The organism is Runella aurantiaca (assembly GCF_003339505.1).
GTDB lineage: Bacteria > Bacteroidota > Bacteroidia > Cytophagales > Spirosomataceae > Runella > Runella aurantiaca.
The window spans coordinates 13,380-34,258 of the sequence record NZ_QPIW01000024.1 but is presented as its reverse complement, the minus strand read 5'-3'; the positions used below and the strand labels follow the sequence as shown (position 1 = coordinate 34,258).

General features: G+C 47.5%; 20 protein-coding genes. 11 read left to right on the top strand and 9 right to left on the bottom strand.

What is annotated here, in order from left to right; all coding sequences use genetic code 11:
* Positions 1-5 precede the first annotated feature (5 nt).
* The 6 genes from DVG78_RS22380 to cdaA all read left to right on the top strand — a co-directional run bounded on the left by DVG78_RS22380 (position 6) and on the right by cdaA (position 6,484).
* Positions 6-620 (top strand): sensor histidine kinase, encoded by a 615-nt coding sequence (locus DVG78_RS22380; protein WP_158550077.1) that lies wholly within the window; start codon positions 6-8, stop codon positions 618-620.
* 149 nt (positions 621-769) lie between these two features.
* Positions 770-1,417 carry a response regulator gene (locus DVG78_RS22375; RefSeq protein ID WP_114463262.1) on the top strand — a complete coding sequence of 216 codons (648 nt, stop codon included), beginning with the start codon at positions 770-772 and terminating at the stop codon, positions 1,415-1,417.
* Positions 1,418-1,604: 187 nt separating this feature from the next.
* A complete protein-coding gene (locus DVG78_RS22370; protein ID WP_114463261.1) occupies positions 1,605-2,960 on the top strand; it encodes a chloride channel protein in 1,356 nt (451 codons plus the stop codon).
* A gap of 59 nt (positions 2,961-3,019) precedes the next feature.
* Positions 3,020-4,888, top strand: coding sequence for a ribosomal protection-like ABC-F family protein (abc-f, locus tag DVG78_RS22365; protein WP_114463260.1), 1,869 nt, complete (start codon positions 3,020-3,022; stop codon positions 4,886-4,888).
* Positions 4,889-4,990: 102 nt separating this feature from the next.
* A complete protein-coding gene (locus tag DVG78_RS22360) occupies positions 4,991-5,629 on the top strand; it encodes a DedA family protein (protein WP_114463259.1) in 639 nt (212 codons plus the stop codon).
* A gap of 51 nt (positions 5,630-5,680) precedes the next feature.
* The gene (cdaA, locus tag DVG78_RS22355; RefSeq protein WP_114463258.1) at positions 5,681-6,484 is read left to right on the top strand and encodes a diadenylate cyclase CdaA; all 804 of its coding nucleotides are present in this window, start codon (positions 5,681-5,683) and stop codon (positions 6,482-6,484) included.
* Between the two features lie 3 nt (positions 6,485-6,487).
* Here cdaA and DVG78_RS22350 read toward each other — a convergent pair whose 3' ends face one another.
* From DVG78_RS22350 to DVG78_RS22335, 4 genes are all read right to left on the bottom strand, one after another.
* The gene (locus DVG78_RS22350; protein WP_114463257.1) at positions 6,488-7,894 is read right to left on the bottom strand and encodes a sulfatase family protein; all 1,407 of its coding nucleotides are present in this window, start codon (positions 7,892-7,894) and stop codon (positions 6,488-6,490) included.
* Positions 7,895-7,929: 35 nt separating this feature from the next.
* The gene (locus DVG78_RS22345; RefSeq protein ID WP_114463256.1) at positions 7,930-9,462 is read right to left on the bottom strand and encodes a sulfatase family protein; all 1,533 of its coding nucleotides are present in this window, start codon (positions 9,460-9,462) and stop codon (positions 7,930-7,932) included.
* 83 nt (positions 9,463-9,545) lie between these two features.
* Positions 9,546-10,886 carry a sulfatase family protein gene (locus tag DVG78_RS22340; RefSeq protein WP_114463255.1) on the bottom strand — a complete coding sequence of 447 codons (1,341 nt, stop codon included), beginning with the start codon at positions 10,884-10,886 and terminating at the stop codon, positions 9,546-9,548.
* Positions 10,887-10,942: 56 nt separating this feature from the next.
* Positions 10,943-11,128 carry a hypothetical protein gene (locus tag DVG78_RS22335; protein WP_114067122.1) on the bottom strand — a complete coding sequence of 62 codons (186 nt, stop codon included), beginning with the start codon at positions 11,126-11,128 and terminating at the stop codon, positions 10,943-10,945.
* Positions 11,129-11,202: 74 nt separating this feature from the next.
* Between DVG78_RS22335 and DVG78_RS22330 the strand changes: the two genes are divergently transcribed.
* A complete protein-coding gene (locus DVG78_RS22330; RefSeq protein WP_114463254.1) occupies positions 11,203-12,213 on the top strand; it encodes a S1C family serine protease in 1,011 nt (336 codons plus the stop codon).
* A 10-nt stretch (positions 12,214-12,223) separates the two neighbouring features.
* Here the strand turns inward: DVG78_RS22330 and DVG78_RS22325 are convergent, their stop codons facing one another.
* The 3 genes from DVG78_RS22325 to DVG78_RS22315 all read right to left on the bottom strand — a co-directional run bounded on the left by DVG78_RS22325 (position 12,224) and on the right by DVG78_RS22315 (position 13,441).
* Complete coding sequence (locus DVG78_RS22325; protein WP_114463253.1) at positions 12,224-12,475, bottom strand: hypothetical protein; 252 nt, start codon at positions 12,473-12,475, stop codon at positions 12,224-12,226.
* 129 nt (positions 12,476-12,604) lie between these two features.
* The gene (locus tag DVG78_RS22320; RefSeq protein WP_114463252.1) at positions 12,605-13,063 is read right to left on the bottom strand and encodes a nuclear transport factor 2 family protein; all 459 of its coding nucleotides are present in this window, start codon (positions 13,061-13,063) and stop codon (positions 12,605-12,607) included.
* Positions 13,064-13,141: 78 nt separating this feature from the next.
* On the bottom strand, positions 13,142-13,441 hold the full coding sequence (locus tag DVG78_RS22315; RefSeq protein WP_114463251.1) for a hypothetical protein: 300 nt from the start codon (positions 13,439-13,441) through the stop codon (positions 13,142-13,144).
* Between the two features lie 96 nt (positions 13,442-13,537).
* On the opposite strand from DVG78_RS22315, the gene hslU reads away from it, so the two are divergent.
* The gene (gene hslU / locus DVG78_RS22310) at positions 13,538-14,974 is read left to right on the top strand and encodes an ATP-dependent protease ATPase subunit HslU (RefSeq protein WP_114463250.1); all 1,437 of its coding nucleotides are present in this window, start codon (positions 13,538-13,540) and stop codon (positions 14,972-14,974) included.
* Between the two features lie 104 nt (positions 14,975-15,078).
* On the opposite strand, the gene uxuA is transcribed toward hslU, so the two are convergent.
* Complete coding sequence (gene uxuA / locus DVG78_RS22305) at positions 15,079-16,269, bottom strand: mannonate dehydratase (RefSeq protein ID WP_114463249.1); 1,191 nt, start codon at positions 16,267-16,269, stop codon at positions 15,079-15,081.
* A 204-nt stretch (positions 16,270-16,473) separates the two neighbouring features.
* Here uxuA and DVG78_RS22300 point away from each other — a divergent pair, with 204 nt between their 5' ends.
* The 3 genes from DVG78_RS22300 to DVG78_RS22290 all read left to right on the top strand — a co-directional run bounded on the left by DVG78_RS22300 (position 16,474) and on the right by DVG78_RS22290 (position 19,511).
* Entirely contained in the window at positions 16,474-17,604 is a 1,131-nt protein-coding gene (locus DVG78_RS22300) for a Re/Si-specific NAD(P)(+) transhydrogenase subunit alpha (protein WP_114463322.1), read from the top strand.
* Positions 17,605-17,697: 93 nt separating this feature from the next.
* A complete protein-coding gene (locus tag DVG78_RS22295) occupies positions 17,698-18,006 on the top strand; it encodes an NAD(P) transhydrogenase subunit alpha part 2 (RefSeq protein ID WP_013928540.1) in 309 nt (102 codons plus the stop codon).
* A gap of 101 nt (positions 18,007-18,107) precedes the next feature.
* Complete coding sequence (locus DVG78_RS22290) at positions 18,108-19,511, top strand: NAD(P)(+) transhydrogenase (Re/Si-specific) subunit beta (protein WP_114463248.1); 1,404 nt, start codon at positions 18,108-18,110, stop codon at positions 19,509-19,511.
* Between the two features lie 165 nt (positions 19,512-19,676).
* Here the strand turns inward: DVG78_RS22290 and DVG78_RS22285 are convergent, their stop codons facing one another.
* A complete protein-coding gene (locus DVG78_RS22285) occupies positions 19,677-20,840 on the bottom strand; it encodes a DNA-binding transcriptional regulator (protein ID WP_114463247.1) in 1,164 nt (387 codons plus the stop codon).
* Between the last annotated feature and the right edge of the window lie 39 nt (positions 20,841-20,879).

Sequence of the window (20,879 nt, the reverse complement as noted above, 5' to 3'; positions counted from 1 at the left end):
AATTAATGGAGTATCAACATGAAGTGCTTGAATCTCAGATTGAAGTACAAAAACAGGCATTTGAACGCATCGAAGCCGAATTGTACGACAACGTAGGCCAAATGCTATCCGTCGCCAAGATTTATCTATGTACACTAGAAGAAAGTGCATTGGACGAAGAGCAACAGAATTATGTCAAACAAATCAATGACATTGTGGGCAAAACAATTCTTGATTTACGCACACTGATTCGAAATCTGGACGCCTATCTTTCCACCAATTTCGATTTAAGCAGTAGTTTGTCTACCGAAATTCTGCGTATTCAGAAAACAACCCGCGTCAACATTGAATTACAGATTTCGGCCACTCGGTATTCGTTAGGCTACGAAAAAGAAATTGTGCTGTTCAGAATTGTGCAGGAGTTAATCAACAAACTGTGGAGTACGGGCAATGTTTCAAACATTAAAGTTATTCTGAATTATACACCTACATTGTTCAGTATTTCAATTCAGTTTCAGGGAAAAAACGTCAAAATAGAGGCCGACACTCTCCACCGTCGTACCGAATTGATGGGCGGACAATATGTATTTATAGACAAAAAAAATAAGGAAATACTCATTGAGCTACCCGTTATAAATTAACTCATTTTAGAAAAAAGCTAAATTTGTATAGAAGGCCATTGCACCCACAAATTCAAGCGTTTTTTCTTTTTATTTTATCTAAATCCTTGATACATTTAGGCAAACTGCGCAAACTTTATTTTTACTGATTATACCCACTCTCCTCCCCCATGAAAACCTCTATCGCTATTGTTGACGACCACGAATTAATGGCCAAAGCCCTGTCAGGATTGGTTCAAAAATACGAAGAATACGAAGTCATCTACGAAGTCGGCAATGGCAAAGAATTGATTAAGTACGTCCAACTCAATATGGTGCCCGACATCGTGCTGCTCGACATCAATATGCCCGAAATGAATGGGTACGAAACGGCATTGTGGCTAAAAAACAATTATCCCAAAATAAGAATTTTGGCACTTTCAATGAATGATAAGGAAGAGGCCATCGTCGAGATGCTCCGCAACGGCGCGCACGGCTATTTACCCAAAGGCTGCAAGCCGTATGAACTTAAAATGGCTTTGGATTCACTGGTGGCGAAAGGCTATTATTATTCTGAATTTGTGACAGGGAAGCTCGTCAAAAGCCTCAACCCCGACACCATTTTGAATCCTGTCGAAGCCCTAAATCTCAACGACCGCGAAACCGAATTCATTAAGTTGGCTTGCAGCGACCTCACCTACGTCGAAATCGCCGACAAAATGTGCGTTAGTCCACGTACCGTCGATGGCTATCGTGAGTCAGTGTTTCAGAAAATGAACGTCAAAAGTCGGGTGGGAATGGTGATTGAAGCTATTCGTCTTAAAATCGTAGAAGTATAACGATTTCTCCACCAAAACCCTGCTTTACCGGGAAAACAATTACTGAAAACGACCGCGGTGTTGAAATACAACAGCGCTTTTTGGCAAGGATATTGCCGTTTTAACGTTTTGTAATCATCCAATTTTCAACTCGCTTCCTGCTACCAACCTTTTCGGGTTGTTTCCAGAGTTTTACCCCGTGCCTGATATGCGTCAAACAGTAGATTGGTTTGTTAAGAATTTCCAACGATTGTTGGATTGGTTACGCCAAAAGACAATCCACAAGGAAATCGGCCTGGCTACACTCCAAGCACTTCCATTCTGGATAGCTTCTTTGCTGACGGGATTAGTTGCCGTGGCATATGAAAAACTATTCTCGATTTTCGAACACCTCGGCACCCTGCTCTATATTCAATCTCCCGTATTGAGCTTTGTCTATATCCCCGGTTTTTTTCTGTTGTCGTGGTGGTTGGTACGTCAGTATGCTCCTACGTCGCGGGGGAGCGGCATTCCACAGTTAATGGCTTCCATTGAATTGGCCAATCCGCGCCATGACGCACGCGTAGACAAGTTGCTCAGCCTCAAAATTGCGGCTGTCAAAATAATCAGCAGCCTGAGTTTATTGCTGGGCCACGGTGCCATTGGTCGCGAAGGACCGACGTTGCAGATCTCTGCATCCATTTTTCGATTTGTCAACCGCATGTTGCCTGACTTTTGGCCGCCTATTTCCAAACGTATCATGCTCGTCACGGGGGGAGCATCGGGATTGGCGGCGGCGTTTAATACGCCCTTGGGCGGGATTGTTTTTGTGGTAGAAGAGTTGACCAAAACCCACATTACCCAATTCCGTACGGCCGTTTTCGCTTCCGTCATTATTGCCGGTATGACCGCACAGTCGTTACTGGGTCCTTATTTATACTTGGGGTTTCCTAAAATCACCCCGGTCGGCTTTTCCTTTGTTTGGGTCGTTCTCGTAACAGGGGCTGTTTCGGGACTGATGGGGGCTTATCTGGCCAAACTGCTTTTATGGCTAAGCGACTGGAAAGCGCGACATTTCACGAAGTTGTACCAACAAATCATTTTCGTATTGGTGCTTGGTGTACTTTTTGCAGCATTACTTTCCGTGATGGGCCCCAACGCGGGCGGAAGCGGCAAAGAGTTAATGAACCGTCTGCTTTTTACTGATCACAAGCAAGTCCATTGGTATGAATTTCCCGGACGTTTTTTGGGCCCTGTTTTAAGTTATATGAGCGGCGGAGCAGGAGGTATCTTTGCCACCTCACTCAGTGCAGGAGCCGCCTTAGGCGCGCTCATTGCCGAAGTATTGCACATCACGCAGGCCAATTATAATTTGGTCATCCTTATCAGTATGGTAGGCTACCTGACGGGCGTCACTCGTTCGCCTTTTACTTCCGCCATTCTTGTATTGGAAATGACCGACCGACACTCCGCCATTTTCTATTTGCTGTTGGGAGCTGCCGTGGCCGGTCTGATCGGACACGCTGTTGACCGTAAATCTTTTTATGAACATTTAAAGGAAAAATTCATACTTGAAACTGCCTAACGTCATGATTTTCGACGCATTCACACAGGTTGTAGCCAAAAGCCTGCTACCTTTGCGGCATGAATTACCTTTCAGCAGAAAATATTTCCAAGTCTTTTGGCGACAAGTGGTTGTTTAAAGACTTGACCATCGGCCTCAGTCGCGGTGACAAAATGGCCCTCATCGGCGCCAACGGAACGGGCAAAACGACTTTAATGACCATCTTGGCGGGCGTTACGCCCCTTGACCAAGGCAACGTCAGCGTTCGCAAGGACATTCGCGTGGGCTATCTCGAACAAGCACCTGATTTTGACGGACAACTCCCCGTTTTGGAAGTTTTGTTTTCGGGCAATAATCCCGTAGCAAAAGCTGTCAAAGAATACGAAGAAGCACTTTTATCGGGCGATGATAAACGATTTGCGGCCGCCATTGAAAACGTGGACTCGCTGCAAGCTTGGGATTTTGAAGCCCGCGTTAAAGAAATTTTGGGTAAACTCGGCATTCCCGACGTTACGGTCAAAATAGGAACCATGTCGGGTGGACAACGCAAACGTGTTGCCCTGGCCAAAGTACTCATTGAAAGCCCCGATTTATTGATTCTGGATGAGCCCACCAACCACCTTGACTTGAGCATGGTGGAATGGCTAGAAAATTACCTCAACACCCAAAACACCACGCTCCTGCTCGTGACCCACGACCGGTATTTTCTGGATACCGTCTGTAACGTGATTGTGGAGTTGGACAACGGCACGCTCTTTACCTACAAAGGGAATTACGCTTATTTTCTGGAAAAGAAAGCCGAGCGCGAAGCCATCGAAGCCTCCGAAGTAGATAAAGCGCGCAACCTATACCGCAAAGAACTCGACTGGATACGCAGGCAGCCCAAAGCACGCGGAACCAAAGCTAAATACCGCGTCGACGCCTTTGAAGATACCAAAGATAAAGCCAGTCAACGCAAGTTTGACAATCAAATAGAACTCAACGTAAAGTCAGCGCGACTGGGTAGCAAAATTGTTGAACTGCACAGCGTGGGCAAACATTTTGGCGGCAAAACCGTCGTTGACAATTTCTTATATACCTTCAAAAAAGGCGATAGAATTGGGATTGTCGGCAAAAACGGAGCGGGGAAATCCACATTGCTCAACATGATTACGGGCGAACTACGCCCCGACAACGGCCAAGTGGTACGGGGAGATACCGTTCAGTTTGGTTATTACAAACAAACCGACCTTGAGTACAAACCCGGTCAGCGGGTGGTAGACTGGGTAAAAGATGTGGCTGAGGTCATTCGACTCGGCACGGGTCAGACCGTTACGGCTTCGCAATACCTGAACGCCTTTCTGTTTCCTCCCCATAAGCAGGGTACGCTCATCGAAAAACTCAGCGGGGGCGAAAAACGACGCCTTCAACTGCTCCGTATTTTGATGGCCGAACCCAATTTCTTGATTCTGGATGAGCCAACCAACGACCTCGACATCACGACCCTCAACATTCTGGAGGAGTTTTTAATGAACTTCCCGGGTTGTTTGATTATCGTTTCCCACGACCGGTATTTCTTAGACCGCCTCGTCGACCACTTGTTTGTGTTTGAAGAAAGTGGCGGCATCCGCGATTTTCCAGGAAACTATACCGATTACCGCAACTTCCTTTCTGAAAACAACGATCTAAAATCCGATACCAAAGCACAAACTGCGGTCGCACCCGTCAAAGCCGACACGCCTGCAGCGGCACCAAAGCGTAAACTGAGCTACAAAGAGCAGAAAGAACTGGAAGGGCTAGATGCAGAAATGGCCGCTTTGGAGAAACAAAAACAAACTTTTATTGAGAAGCTAAACGGTGGCAGTGGCTCGCACGAAGACCTCATTCAGTGGGCGCGCGAAATTGAAAATATCAATGCCAAAATTGAAGAAAAAGAAATGCGCTGGCTAGAGTTGAGCGAACTAGCCTGAGTAACGCCTTTTAAAGTGCTATTTTTTAGAAAGAAAATAAACAAAGCAAGACTTATTCGGTTGGTTATTTCCCCGTGAACCGGAAGTTATGTAATTTTGAGCATGGATTCAATTACTGACTTTTTCCAATACCTCGTTAACTCTGAAGAAATTATCCGTACGGGTGGATTAGTGCTCATAACGCTCATCATTTTTGCCGAAAACGGTCTATTCTTTGCGTTCTTTTTACCGGGCGACTACCTCGTGTTTTTGGCGGGGGTTTTCTGCGCGTTAAAAATTCTAGATGTCCCTATTTTTCTACTTTTGGGATGTCTTTTTGGAGCTGCTATTGTAGGCTCACTGACGGGGTATCTCACTGGCCGTTTTTTTGGCGACCGGATTCAGAATCGGCCCGATTCTATTTTTTTCAAGAAAAAGCACATCGAAACCACGCGCATTTATTTTGCAAAATACGGCAGTCGAACGCTCGTAATCAGTCGTTTTTTGCCCGTAGTACGCACTTTTGCCCCTATTTTGGCGGGGTTGGTCAAAATGAAATGGCCCGGGTTTATGCTCTATAATGTGTTAGGGGCCGGATTATGGATTTTTGGATTGACGGGCGGAGGTTATTATTTTGGGGAAAAATTTCCGTGGATTATTGATTATGTTCATTATATTATCTTTTTCTTTTTGGGAATTACTACGTTCACGGTGGTGAGGGGATATTTTAGCGCAAAAAAAGACATAAGCAGCGAGGGATAAAATGTAGTCTAAAAGGGATAAGCCGCCGTAGTACAGTTAACTAAACAAATTATGTTTTTATTCCAGATAGGTTTTTTAAACATCGAATGGGTAGATGTATTGGACATCGTACTCGTGGCGTTTTTACTGTATCAAATCTACTACTTAGTACGGGGAAGTCTGGCGAGCCGCGTATTTTTGGGCTATTTACTGATTTATCTTTTCTATTTGGTCGTACGGGCCATTGGCCTTGAGCTTTTGACCAAAATTCTGGAATATTTCATGGGTGTGGGAGCCGTGGCGTTGATTGTGATTTTCCAACAGGAAATTCGGCGCTTCCTGCTGTTTATCGGAAAATCGACCGCTTTTGCCAACAACCGACTGCTGGGTCGTTTTTTGCGCCAGCCTTCTTCAACCGAAAAAATCAACGAAATCAAGCCCATCATTGAAGCCGTTCGGGCCATGGCGTCCGAATTTACGGGCGGGCTATTGATTATCAAGAAAAACGACGAACTCGACAAATACCTCCAAACCGGCGAGGAAGTCGACAGCGTGCTCTCCAAGCGTCTTTTTCTTTCATTGTTTAACCAATACAGCCCCATGAACGATGGCGGTGTGATTGTGGCCGATGGGCGCATCAAAGCCGCACGCTGTATTTTGCCCGTTTCTGACAGCGATGATTTTGGTAATTTAGGCTTTCGTCACCGAGCGGCGTTGGGCATGAGTGAAGTAACGGACGCCGCCGTCATTGTGGTCTCCGAAGAAACAGGCCGTATTTCGCTCGCGATTGAAGGAAATCTATTGAGCAATATTCCCGCTTCTGAAGTCGAAGAACGCCTTCGAAAGTACCTGTTTGAACAAAGTAGTAAAAAGTAATTGTTAGTTCTTCATTTGTTCGGTCTTTGCTGAGTTGCCGTAATAAGGGTACGTTTCAAAAGGTTGCATTCCCGCCGTGCGAGGGTCGGCGGTCTCTTTTCGCCATTGGTACAATTTCATTGCCAAACTCTTTTTAATTGACTGGTAGCTAGTGTTTTTGGCCAAATTGTTCACTTGTTCGGGGTCTTTCCTTAAATCATATAGCTCTTCTGCTGGGCGCTTGGCAAAAGACAATTGGTAATGATAGGCGTACTTGGCCGAATCTTGTAAGATAACATCTTTGGTCGGGCCTGGATCAACGTCTCCGTAGGATCCTACGGCAAAATAAGCCTGCGGGTCGCCAGCGGGCCATTGCCCTGGTTCAAGGTTTTGAACGTATAAAAAATCGCGGGTACGAACGGCGCGGATAGGATAACTTCGGTCGCCCTTACGCACATTGGCGTGTCGTTCACGTTCAAGAAAAACTTCATTTCGATGGTTTTGAGTTTCTTTTCTCAACAAAGGCCACAGACTTTTCCCTGACATTTCTTTGGGCGTAGGCAGGTGCGCTGCCTCCAAAAAGGTAGGTGCAAAATCGACAAAACTCATGAAAGTATTGGTAGCCTGAGCTGGGATTTTGCCTTTCCAATAAACCACCAACGGTAGGTTCGTTCCTGCATCGTACACATTGGCTTTGGCACGCGGAAAAGGCATTCCGTTGTCGGAGGTAACAACTATGAGGGTATTTTCCAGCTCGCCGATTTCTTCCAGTTTTTTGAGCAATAGCCCCACTTCCCGGTCAAAACGTTGTACCTCATAATAATAATCTAACACATCGTCGCGGATTTCGGGCGTATCGGGCCAGTAAGCAGGTACACGCACATCGGCAGGATTCATGCCCGAGGCTTTTCCCGTTCCTGTTTCATACACTCGGTGCGGGTCTTGGCTACCAAACCAATAGCAAAAAGGGCTATCGGTGGGTCGTTTTTCCAAAAATTCATCAAAATTTTTGTAGCTTTTACCCGCAGGGTTTTGTTCATAACCACCGACTTTAAAATCGCCTGGCCCCCATCCTTTGCGCTCCAGACCTACGTGGTAGCCGTTTTGGGCTAATATTGAAGCATAATTGGGCAGTTTGGTTTGCAGCGTACTCCAAAGGTTTCCGCTTTCTTCGTTTTGGTGCGGATAACGCCCCGTCAGAATCGTCGCCCGGGAGGGCGTACACGACGGTGAGCCACAAAAAGCATTGGTAAAAACGACACCCTCGCGGGCCAAACGGTCAAAATTGGGCGTTTTTACGACTTTATCCCCGTAAATACCCGCGTGTTTTCCCCAGTCATCAGCAATACAAAAAAGGATATTAGGCTTTTTTTGCGCCCACAGAGAGTGCATAAACAAGCATAAGACACCCGCAAACTTTATAACTTTCATAATGAAGAAATGTGAAGTGTGGTACGGACAAAATCTCAATAATTTCCCTTGTAAATGTGGTCGTTGCGCTTTTGCTTAATTCGTTTGAGCGGAATCTGCAAACCGTTGGTATTCTCCAACCAGCCCCAAACTTGGTCGCGCAGGTCTTTCGCAATCGTCTGGTGTTGAGGACTTCTGATTAGATTATTGATTTCTTCGGGGTCGGTTTGTAAGTCGTAAAGTTCGTTGGCGTCCCACACGCCGTGGTTAAAAATGTATTTGTAACGGTCGGTTCGTACGGCAAACATCGTAGGTGTTTGAGGAAAATCATATTCCCAGTAATATTCATAAAATGCCCGGTCTTTCCACTCCGTTTTTTGTCCTTTCAGCAACGGCAAAAACGATTTCCCCTGCATTTGAGCAGGCGTAGCCAAGCCCGCATAGGCCAAAATCGTGGGCGCAATGTCGATGTTCTGAATCACATTGGTGAGCTTGGTTTTGGGTTTTATCACCGACGGACAACTCACCAACATCGGCACCCGCATCGACTCCTCGTAAGCGTGGCGTTTGTCAATCAGGCCGCGTTCACCAAAACTAAACCCGTTGTCGCCCATATAAATCACCAAAGTATTTTCGGCCAATCCATTGTCTTCCAAGTATTTCATCACCCGACCCACGCTTTCATCGACTCCGAGTAGGGTTTCGCAATATTGGCGATAGAAATCATTGAAGCTGATGGTTCCGTGGTAAAGATAATCCACTCCGTGCCAGCTATATCGCTGATTTTTAACCCAATTGGGCATATCTTTCATGTTGCTTTTGACCTCTCCCGTCTCGGGGTCTTTTGCATTTCTTCCCCAAATTTTACTGGTATCGCTCTTGGTCAAATACATTGAGGCAGGGTACTGAATCTGCATGTCTTTGTACTTGCCCGCGTGGCGTTTGGCGGGTTGAAAATCGGCGTGAACGGCCTTGTGCGAGAGGTACAAAAAGAACGGTTTGTTTTTGTCCTGCTTACCCATCCACTCAATGGCGTAGTCGGTCAGCAAATCGGTCGTGTAGCCATCTTTGTGGGTTACCTGTTTGCCGTTGATATTGAATGTGGGGTTGTAGTACTGTCCCTGTCCTTTAAAACTCAACCAATAATCAAAGCCCGGTTGCGGGGCGTCGTCGGCATTACCCATGTGCCATTTGCCCAAGAAAGCCGTTTTGTAGCCCGCCTTTTGCAGATACATCGGAAAAAATTTGGTATTGGGCGGCAATGGCGCAAAGTTGTCAACCACCTGATGCGTGTGCGCGTATTGACCCGAAAGAATGCTCGCCCGGCTTGGCGAACAAAGGGCTGTACTCACAAAGGCGTTTTGTACGTGCGCCCCATTGGCAGCCATTTTATCTAGATTTGGGGTCTGTAAACCCGAGAACTTTTCCATAAAACCCATGGCATCGTAGCGGTGGTCATCGGCCAAAATGAAGATGACATTTTTGGGAGAAGCAGCAACGCTTTTAGTGTTTTTCGACGGATTAAACCCCGTCAAAGCCACGATACCAGCCGTAGCCGCGATACAAAAGAGAAAGGCTTTTTTGAACATGATAGAAACAAAGTGAATAATCTCTTGATAATAAGCGTAATAAAAGGCGCTTTTACTTAAACAATTCAGGTAGATGCACGCGGCTACTTTTGCCAGTTCACCGCGCCCGCTTTTTGAATGTGATTTCTTAATTTCTTTACTAAAGTTTCATACATCGCTTTATTAGCGGTTTTTACATCCGTCGTTTCGAGGGAATCTTTCGACATATCGAATAGCTGAAAAGGCTCAAACGGTGTGTTTTGCAAGATTTTCCAGTTTCCCTCTCGCAAAGCGTAATACTCTTGTCCACCGTACGCTCCGCCTTCCCGCCGTACCCAGAAAGTGGGTCTTTCCGAGCTTGTTTTGGGCTCTCCTTTCAGCACGGATAAAAAAGACTTCCCGTCTATGAAGGGCGGGAATTTCGCCCCCGCAGCTTCACAAAAAGTGGGGAGTAAATCCATGGTAAGCGCCCGAAAATCCGTTTTCGTATTGGCGTTGATTCTATTCTTCCAAACGGCAATGGTCGGCACCCGAATTCCGCCTTCGTACATTGTCTGTTTGCCTCCTTTCCAAATGCCGTTATCGGCTTCGTCAGACAACAGACCCCCGTTATCGCTGCTGAAAACAATGAGCGTATTTTCAGCCTGCCCATTTTGACGCAACACCTCCATTACCTTGCCAATACTTTCATCCAAATGCTCAATCAGGGCCGTGAGTTTGGCCCGTTTTTCGGAAAGATTAGGATTCCGTTTTTTTACTTTTTCCAGCCATTCTTGGGGTGGTTGAACGGGGAAATGAGGGGCATTGTATGCCAGATATAAAAAGAAAGGTTTCGGATTTTTCTTTTGGGTATTCAGGTAATCAATGGCCCATTGGGTAAATAAATCGCTGGCGTGGCCTTGTGGGTCAATGACCTGTTTGTTGAGCCGCATCCAGTTTTTTCCTTCGCGCAGGTGCGTATAATAATCATCCATCATGTCTTCCAAAAACCCGTGAAAATGCGCAAATCCCCGTCGATTGGGGTGATTTTCTGGCTCCAGCCCCAAATGCCATTTTCCGACCATCGCGGTCTGATAGCCTGCCGTTTTCAGTACCTGAGGGAGTGTGAGGGCTTTGGGAGAAAAGTACCCCCAGCTATTTTCAACGTTGCCCCGAATCACGCCAGGCACACCCACCAAATCGGGATAACGGCCCGTCATCAGGGCGGCCCGGGTAGGCGAACACACGGTTGAATTGGCGTAAAAATTCGTGAATCTCATCCCCTGTTTGGCAAGGTTGTCCAGATGGGGTGTTTCGCAATATTTTGAACCGTATACACCCACTTCGCCCCACCCCATATCGTCCACCAAAATCATAATGATGTTGGGTTTTTGTTGGGCAAAAGCCAAAGAAGAGAAAAACAAAAGAAAACAGAGAGAACGAACGCAAGAAGGCAAAAGGCTCATATCGTTTTTTATGATTTACTATTGCTATAAATCACAAAAGCCGCTATTCTAACCTTCTATTCACCGCTTTTTAACAGATACTTTCTGCGCACATCATTGATTAAAAACTTTTTTTGGGCGGTGAAGCTCTCGGGATGTACTTGTGCATAGAGCGTTTCCCATTCCTGAAAACGCTCCGCTTCGTGTTGGCGAAATGCCTTTATGTCAATTTTTTTGGTGATAAGGTATTGTTCAAAGGTCATTGTCTGTCAAAATGTCGTTTTTTATACAATGGAACGGGGATTGAAGCACTGGGTTTTTCTCATTCTCAAACACCATGATTACTTTCACCAACTCAAGTACTGACGTCGCCGAGGGCGGCAATTCAGTCTTTCAAGATGATGCACCTTTACTCGATGCTTACTCCCAAACGGTGGTAAATGTAGCTAAAAAAGTCAGCAACTCGGTCGTTCAAATCAAAGTGAGCGGCAAAAAAGAACCCCGCAGCCGCAACCCAAACGAAGGTCAGGGAACCGGCTCTGGGTTTGTGATTTCGTCCGATGGGTTTGTCATCACCAACAACCACGTGGTGGCAGGTGCCACCAAAATTTCGGCTCTGCTACAAGACGGGCGTGAGTTTGAAGCCCAAATCATTGGTCGTGACCCCGCCACCGACATTGCCGTGTTGAAAATCTACGGAGATGCCTTGAAGGCCGTTGCATTTGGCAACTCCAAAAACCTTCAGGTAGGCCAAATCGCCATTGCCATCGGCAACCCCTACGGATTTCAATACACCGTCACGGCGGGGGTCATCAGCGCCTTGGGCCGCACGTTACGCTCGGAGTCTGGGCGTTTGATTGACGATGTCATTCAGACCGACGCTTCCCTCAATCCGGGCAATTCGGGCGGGCCGTTGGTCAACTCACACGGGGAGGTCATCGGCGTCAATACCGCCGTCATTCTACCCGCGCAGGGGCTGTGTTTTGCGGTATCTTCCAATATCACCGCGCAAGTAGCCGGTCAGCTTATCATGCAAGGCCGCGTACGTAGAGGATATTTGGGGATTGCGGGGCAACTCATCAACCTCACCGACCGCATCATGCAGTACAATCAATTACAGACCAAAACAGGAATCTACATCGTGAGCGTAGAGGCCGACGGCGTATCGTACAACTCGGAATTCAGAGCGGGCGATATTATTGTGGGCTTTGAAGGAAACCCCGTTGGCTCAGTGGATGATTTACACAAATTGCTCACCGAAACTACCATCGGAAAACGCAGTGAAGTGACGATTTTAAGGAATAATCTGGCGAAGAAGATAAGTGTTATTCCGGGCGAATTGAAATAATTTGAGTGATTTACTCATTCCGTTCTATTGCTTCCTGAAAATCAGTATGCATTTGATTGAAACGCGCAAAAATGGTTTTTAGAAAGGCTTCGTCAGAAAAAAGCTTATGAATATCGGCTTCGTCACCAAAAAAATCCATTTCGCTGACTTTATAGGTCTGCTCGTACAAACCCGCTTCCACCTTGACGATGTACTTACCATTCCATGTATAAAGGGCGATTTTGTAATGATCGGTGCTTGATATATCTCCTACGTAACGCATGACAGTAAGTGAAAGCGGTTACTCATAACCGCGTTTTTTTGAAGGGGAGGTTGCTTACAACCGACCTTGTTTTTCTTTTATTATTCGGGCATTCTATCGGGCAGAGGCCGCTGCGGCTCTGCCCCTACCTTATTCACAACCCTCTTTGCGGCGGGTATCGATGATGCTCAGGATTTTCCAACCAGCGGCGGTTTTGACCAACTGAAACGCATTGACCCCGCAATGACTGAAATTGCCTTTGAAATAAAATTTATAGGGTGTCCAAGCCGTGGCCATTTCACCGTCGATGCGAATGTCGACCGCGCTCAGGCGTTCGTCCAAATCACCAGGGGTAGCTTTGCCAATACTTTTCAAAAATCCTTCGAAAGAATCGGAACGTACCGTGACTTCACCAGATTTGTTTTTGGCAATCGACTCAAGACGCGCGCCCGGCATCAACGATTGGCGTACTAGGGTCGAATCGCTCTTTTTCATTCCGTCAAACAGCTGCTGAATAGGCACTTTGACCGCCGTTTCTTCGGCCGATTGGGCAAAAACGCCAACACTACAAAAGAGCGAAATACTCAAAATTTGGAATAACTTTTTCATAGAAAAATGAGTTTTAGGAAACAAAAGAAGCGACGCTTATTCAAACGTCGCTTCGTATTTATATCAAATGCTAAAAATCTAGTTGGCCGCAGTGGCTGCTGAATCAGCCGCTGCTGGTGCCGCCGCAGGAGCCGTTGTTTCAGCCGTAGCTGCACCAAACATTTTTTCACGAATACTGTTGGTACGCAGTTCGAGTTCGGGCTTAGCCGTATATTTAATCTTGGTCTGACGAGCCGCCGAATCAGGATGTACACCGTAAACGTATTCATCGCCGGCGCGTACATCTGTTTGATCAATCTTATTGTTCTTTTGATACTTACAAGAGGCCAAAGAAACAACCAACAACAAAGCACTTATTTTCAAAAAGTTACGTTTCATCTTCAAGATTCGTTTATCAAATTTGTACAAAAATAGAGTTCAAATTTGAAATTGCCAACGTTTCTACATTTGTTTTGCAAAATTTTAATCGCATTTATGTCCTTACACTTAGACAAATTGACACCGCGCGAAATAGTCGCCGAGCTTGATAAATACATCATCGGACAACACGATGCCAAGCGCAACGTAGCCATTGCCCTCCGAAACCGTTGGCGACGCATGAACAGCACGCCCGAAATGCAAAAAGAAATCATTCCCAACAACATCCTGATGATTGGGGCCACGGGGGTCGGAAAGACCGAAATTGCCCGCCGATTGGCCAAAATCGCCAATGCACCTTTCGTAAAAGTGGAAGCCTCGAAGTTTACCGAAGTGGGTTACGTGGGTCGCGATGTAGAAAGCATGGTGCGAGATTTGGTGGAACAGGCCGTCAATCTGGTTAAAACCGACAAGAAAGAAGCCGTCAAACAAAGAGCGCAGGAAATCGTCGAAGATATTATTCTGGACGTATTAATCCCTCCGATGTATCCCAACAATACTAACCAAGGTCAGCACCGCCCCAGCGTTGGATTTGCCATTACGGATGATGCCGACATGGTGCAAACACCGCCCCCGATTTCTTCCATGCCCGACCACGAGCTCAACGAACGGACGCGCGGGCGTTTTCGGGAAAAACTGCGCGCGGGCGAACTCGAAGACCGCAAAATCGAAATCGACATGCAGGCATCGTCCGCACCCAACATCGGCGTCATGGGTGGTCCCATTGATGATATGTCGATGATGAATATCCAGGAAATGCTCGGCAATATGATGCCTAAGCGCAACAAAAAGCGCAAGGTGACCATCGCCGACGCCCGCAAGATTTTGCTCGAAGAAGAAGCCGCCAAGCTCATCGACATGGACGAGGTCAAAGAAGAGGCCATCGCCAAAGCCGAAGATTTAGGCATTATTTTTATTGATGAAATTGACAAAATTGCCAATTCAAACGGAAAAGGTGGCGGCCCCGATGTGAGTCGTGAAGGCGTGCAGCGCGATTTGTTGCCAATTGTGGAAGGCTCCACAGTCAACACCAAATATGGTCCCATCAAAACCGACCATATTTTATTTGTGGCGGCGGGGGCATTTCATGTTTCGAAGCCGTCTGATTTGATTCCCGAATTGCAGGGACGTTTCCCGATTCGGGTAGAATTGCAAAGCCTTACAGAAGATGATTTCTACCGGATTTTGAAAGAGCCGCGCAACTCTCTGACTCGCCAATACCACGCGCTGATGGAATCCGAAGGCGTTGAATTGACATTCAACGACGATGCCCTGCGCGAACTCGCCAAGCTAGCGTTTACCATCAACTCCGACGTTGAAAACATCGGCGCGCGTCGTTTGCAGACGGTCATGAGTACCTTACTCAATGATTTTATGTACGACATTCCCGACGTCATTGGGGCCAATTCGCACGTATTGGTTACCAAAGAATTGGTGCAACAACGTCTGTCGAGTTTAGTCAAAAACCGCGATTTGAGTCAGTATATTTTATAGTGAATTAACGTCGGCGAGGTTTGAAAAGGGCCGCCCAGTCCTCGCCGACGTTTTTTGTAAACGCAATAACCAATAGGGGTTGATAGAAAACAACTGTAAAAGCCTTACGACAAACTCCGCTCAATGCCCATTTCCAACCCTCTTAACTCAGCCAAGCCGCGTAAACGACCGATGGCCGTGTAGCCAGGATTGGTCCTTTTGCCTGCGTTGAGGTCGTCGAGCATTTTGTGGCCGTGGTCAGGTCGGAACGGCATCCGCAGGTCGGTGCGGCCTTCCTGTTTTCTACGTCTTTGTTCCAACACCAACGCTTTCATAACGCCATACATGTCCACATTTCCTTCCAAGTGATTGGCTTCGTGAAAGTTACCTTCTTCGTCGCGCTGCGTAGCCCGTAGGTGAATGAAGTGAATGCGGTCGCCGAGACGCTCAACCATACCCACCAAGTCATTGTCGCCGCGCACGCCGTAGCTTCCCGTGCAAAAACACAGACCGTTGGCCGATAAATCGGCCGCCGCTAACAATTGTTTGGCATCGGCTTCTGTGCTTACCACGCGCGGCAGGCCCAAAATCGGATACGGCGGATCGTCGGGGTGAATCGACAATCGAATGCCCGCATCTTGGGCCAAGGGCACGATTTCGCGTAAGAACGCGTACAGATTCTCGCGTAATTCTTTGTCACCTACATATTTATACGTATCCAACACGTCCCGAAACTGCTCAACGGTGTAGCTTTCTTCAGAACCCGGCAAACCCGCGATGATATTGCGCACCAATCGAGTAACATCCGCCTCGTCGGCTTTATCAATCCACGCTTTGGCCTTCAATTTTTGGGTTTCGTTATAGTGCGCTTCCGCCCCTACCCGTTTTAAAATATACAGTTCAAAAGCGGCAAATTCGTTAAAATCAAACCGCAATCCCGTAGAACCGTCGGGCATGGGCGCGTTCAAATCCGTCCGTGTCCAATCCAAAATGGGCATAAAATTATAGCAAACGGTATCAATGCCACAAGCCGCCAAATTGGTGAGCGATTCTTTGTAGTTTTCGATGTATTGCTTAAAATTTCCCGATGCTTTCTTGATGTCTTCATGAACGGGCACACTCTCTACCACCGACCAGCTCAAACCCGCCTCTTCGATGATAGATTTGCGTTGCTGAATATCTTCTACCGTCCAAACCTGACCGTTCGGAATTTGGTGCAGGGCGTTTACGATGCCCGTTGCGCCGGCTTGTCTTACGTCCGACAGGCTTACGGGGTCGTTGGGGCCAAACCACCGCCATGTTTGTTCTAATGCCATATTTTGATGTGCAAAAGCACTGTTAATTGTTATCTGTTAATCGTTATTAATTAATTCTTTTACTCTGAATAAGTTGGCAAGCAAAAATTAAAGTCAGCAAACAAAAAAAATTACTTCACAAATTTGCTAAAAACAGCCTTCTGCTATTGTTTATGCAAATTTTGTCCTATATTTTGGCGTTTAATTCCTAAAATCTTCTTGACCTTGAAAATTGCGATTTTAAAAGAAACGAAAGCCTTTGAAAGGCGCGTTGCTATCACACCTGATATTGTTAAATCTCTTCTGAAAGCAGGTTTTACGTGCACCATTCAATCGGGCGCGGGCGAAAACTCCTCCCTTCTGAACGCAGACTACGAAAAAGCGGGCGCCACCGTCGCCGCCGACACCCAAACCCTTCTGGCCGATGCCGACGTGGTGCTGAAAGTCAACGCCCCCACGCTCGACGAAGTAGCGCAAATGCGCGAAGGTGCCATTTCGATTTCGTTTTTGTACGCCTACACCCAACCCGAGTTGGTCAAGGCCCTCAATGCGAAAAAGATTTCGGCTTTCAGCATGGATGCTGTACCCCGCACCACCAAAGCCCAAAGCATGGATGCGCTCAGCTCGCAGGCCAACCTCGCCGGCTACAAGGCCGTGCTTCTCGGTGCCAACGCCCTCGGCAAGATTTTCCCACTCATGATGACCGCCGCTGGTACCATCAAGCCTTCCAAGGTGTTGATATTTGGGGCGGGCGTGGCGGGCTTGCAAGCCATCGCCACCGCCAAACGCCTCGGAGCCGTCGTGGAAGTGTCGGATGTACGCCCTGAGACCAAAGAACAAGTGGAATCGTTGGGGGGCAAATTCTTGAGCGTTGAAGGCATGGAGGCCAACAAGTCGGAAGGCGGCTACGCCAAAGAAGTATCGGCGGAGTTTTTGCAGAAACAACAGGACCTCATTAAACAACGCATCAAAGACGCCGACATCGTTATCACAACGGCCCTTGTGATGGGCAAAAAAGCCCCGATTCTGGTCACGGAAGAGATGGTAAAATCCATGAAAACGGGCAGCGTGATTGTAGACATGGCCGTAGAGTCGGGCGGCAACTGCGCCCTGAGCGAAGCCAACAAAACCGTAGTCAAAAACGGCGTCACCATCATCGGAGAGTCTAACCTCCCCGCCTTGCTATCGACCAACGCCAGTGATTTATACGCCAAAAACATCAGCACACTTCTATTGCATTTGGCCAACAAAGACGGCTTTAAGTGGGAATTGGAAGAGGAAATCACCAAAGGTAGCCTCATCACCCACCAAGGCACGTTGGTACATGCGTTTACAAAAGGGATTCTGGAGAAGTAGTGAGGAGCGAGAAATGAGGAGTTTTTGACTTCAATCCTCCTCATCAATTACTAATCACCGGCTACCAACCACTAACCACAAATCACTAATTAAATGGATTCAATCATCACGTTTATTGGAGAAAATATCCAGCTTATTTATATCCTCATCCTCTCCATTTTTGTGGGGATTGAGGTCATTTCCAAAGTGCCGTCGGCACTGCATACGCCGCTGATGTCGGGCGCCAATGCCATCCACGGGGTGGTGATTATCGGGGCCATCATCGTCATGGGCCACGCCGAAGCTGGCAACTGGCCCGCCTTGATTTTGGGCTTTTTGGCGGTGATTCTCGGCACACTCAATGTCGTCGGCGGTTTCGTAGTCACGGACCGAATGTTGGAAATGTTTAAAAAGAAGAAATAAAATTTAGTTCGCAGTTAGCAGTTCGCAGCCCACGGTAAAAAGGGAAAGCGACTGCCAACTGTTTACCACTCGGGTGACCCCGTGTAAACTGCACACTCACAATGCTTCAACAATACTGGTTATACCTCATTTACCTTTTGGGTTCCGTGTTTTTTATTGTAGGCTTGAAAATGCTCTCTGGCCCCAAAACCGCCCGTAACGGCAATTTTTTGGCAGCAGCGGGCATGACACTCGCCATTTTGGGCACCATCTTCATGCACAAAAACGAAGACGGCGAGTCGATCGGCAACTACGGCTGGATTTTCGGTGGTATCGCCATCGGTACCGTGCTGGGCTGGATTTCGGCCAAGAAAGTCAAAATGACGGCCATGCCCCAAATGGTGAGCCTTTTCAACGGCATGGGCGGTGCCTGCGCGGCCTTGATTTCGCTGGTAGAATTTGGACACCTGCACGGCGATACCCCACCCGTCACGATTCTCACCATCGTGGCTGGACTCGTCATCGGGAGCGTTTCGTTTTCGGGCAGTATCATTGCCTACGCCAAATTGCAGGAAATTCTAAAAAAGACTTTCAAGCTTCCCGCCCAAAATATCCTGACCATCATCCTCATGGCGAGTATTCTAGGGCTGAGCATCTACCTGTCTTTCGGACACGCTTCTACGGGACTGTTGTACGTTATTTTTGCCCTGTCACTGGCTTATGGTATCCTGTTTGTGTTGCCAATTGGCGGGGCGGATATGCCCGTGGTCATCTCTTTATTGAACTCCTTTACAGGCGTGGCGGCGGCCTTCGGCGGTTTTTTGTACGACAATCAAGTCATGCTTACGGGCGGAATTCTGGTGGGTTCGGCGGGTACGCTACTCACGATTTTGATGTGTAACGCCATGAACCGTTCTCTCACCAATGTTATCTTCGGGTCGTTTGGCGGTGGCGGTGCTACGGCGGGAGAAGCCAGCACTTTTGCGGGCGGCACGGTGAAAAGCAGCACGCCTTCCGACATTGCCATTCTGATGAACTACGCCCAGAAAGTAATCGTAGTGCCGGGCTATGGGTTAGCGGTGGCGCAGGCGCAGCACGTAATACACGAACTGGAAGCCATTCTCGAAAAACGTGGCGTGGAGGTCAAATACGCCATTCACCCCGTAGCAGGACGGATGCCCGGCCACATGAACGTGCTCTTGGCGGAATCCAACGTAGCCTACGATAAGCTCGTGGAAATGGAAGAAATCAACGACCAATTTGCCACCACCGACGTGGTGTTTGTGGTAGGAGCCAACGACGTTGTCAACCCCGCCGCGCGCAGCAATCCCGCCAGCCCCATTTACGGAATGCCGATTTTGAACGCCGACAAAGCCCGCACGGTCATTGTAAGCAAGCGCTCCATGGCGGCTGGCTACGCGGGCATTGACAACGAACTCTTCTATTACCCCAACTGCCTCATGCTCTTCGGCGACGCCAAAGACTCGATTACGAAGGTTGTGGCGGAACTGAAGGGAATGGATTAGTGACTACCATTTGATAGTTATTTGGCAGCAGTTTTATCAGAAACTAGTGAGACACATTTTGGATTTTCACAAAACAGGCAGCTCATTTGGGCTGCCTGTTTTGTGAAAATAAATTATTCATTTCTTAAATTCCTAATGCCCCAATTTTAACGAAACCTGACGCACTCACTTCCCCGCCAAATGCTGATTCCGGTACTCAATGGGCGTACAGCCTTTGATTTGGCGGAATTGACGCGCAATGTTTTTGCTATCGGCCAGCCCCATGTCCAGTGCGATTTCAAAAACCGTCATGTCGGTTTCGATGAGTTTTTGGGTAAACTTTTCGATACGCAGATTAAAAATGTATTTGTAGATGGGATAGCCTGTAATGTCCTGAAAACGCTGTTCCAAGGCTCTTCTCGACAGTGGAACCTGCTTGACGATGTCTTCCACTTGCAGGTTTTTGTCGATATTTTGGTGAATAAACTTCAACGAAGAAGCAATGTAGCGGTCGTTGGTGGCGTAAATATCGGTCGACTGCCGCGTGATGATTTGCGTGGGCTTAACGATGATGTCGTAATAGTCGGCCGTGCCATGCTCAATCATGTGGTGTAACAACTTGGCCGCGTCGTAGCCGCCTTTTTCGGTATCTTGACCAATACTCGATAGCGGTGGGTCCGAAAATTCACAAATCATTTCGTCGTTGTCAACGCCCAGTACCGCTACGTGTTCGGGAATACGGATGTTGGACTGGCGACAAGCTTCGGTGATGTGTTGGCCCTGATTATCGTCGCAAGTCATAAGCGCAATGGGCTTGGGAAGCGATTTGAGCCACTGACTCAGCGGGCTGGGTTTGTAGTACCACAACTCACTCGACCGCGCCATAATGTGCTCAAAATAATGCACTTGATGTCCTGCTTTTTTGACCCGATCTTCGAAGCCATCGGCGCGCTCGCGCGACCAAACGATGTCTTTGAAACCGTAAAAAGCGAAGTTTTTGAATCCTTTTCGGAGAAAATACTCGGCCCCCATTTTACCCGCTTCGTAGTGGTCGCCAGTGATGTTGGGAATCTCTTTGAAGCGCTCTTTAAAATCTTGGGCAATGACGGGAATGCCCGCTTCCACGATTTTACTGATTTTTGGGTCGTTGTACAACTGCCCGATGATGCCGTCGGCTTCCCATTCGAGCGCCCACTCCAAAATCCCGTCAATTCCAATTGTTTCACGCTGAAACAACGGCATTCGACAGAAAATCCAGGGGCCGTGCTCTTTGGAATACTTAGAGATTCCTTTCAACAGTCCCTTGCTGTATTCTTCGGCAAAGTCGATGAGAAGAATGATTTTGTACATGTGTGACGGAGTAGGGTTAATTTTAGGTACACACCCATT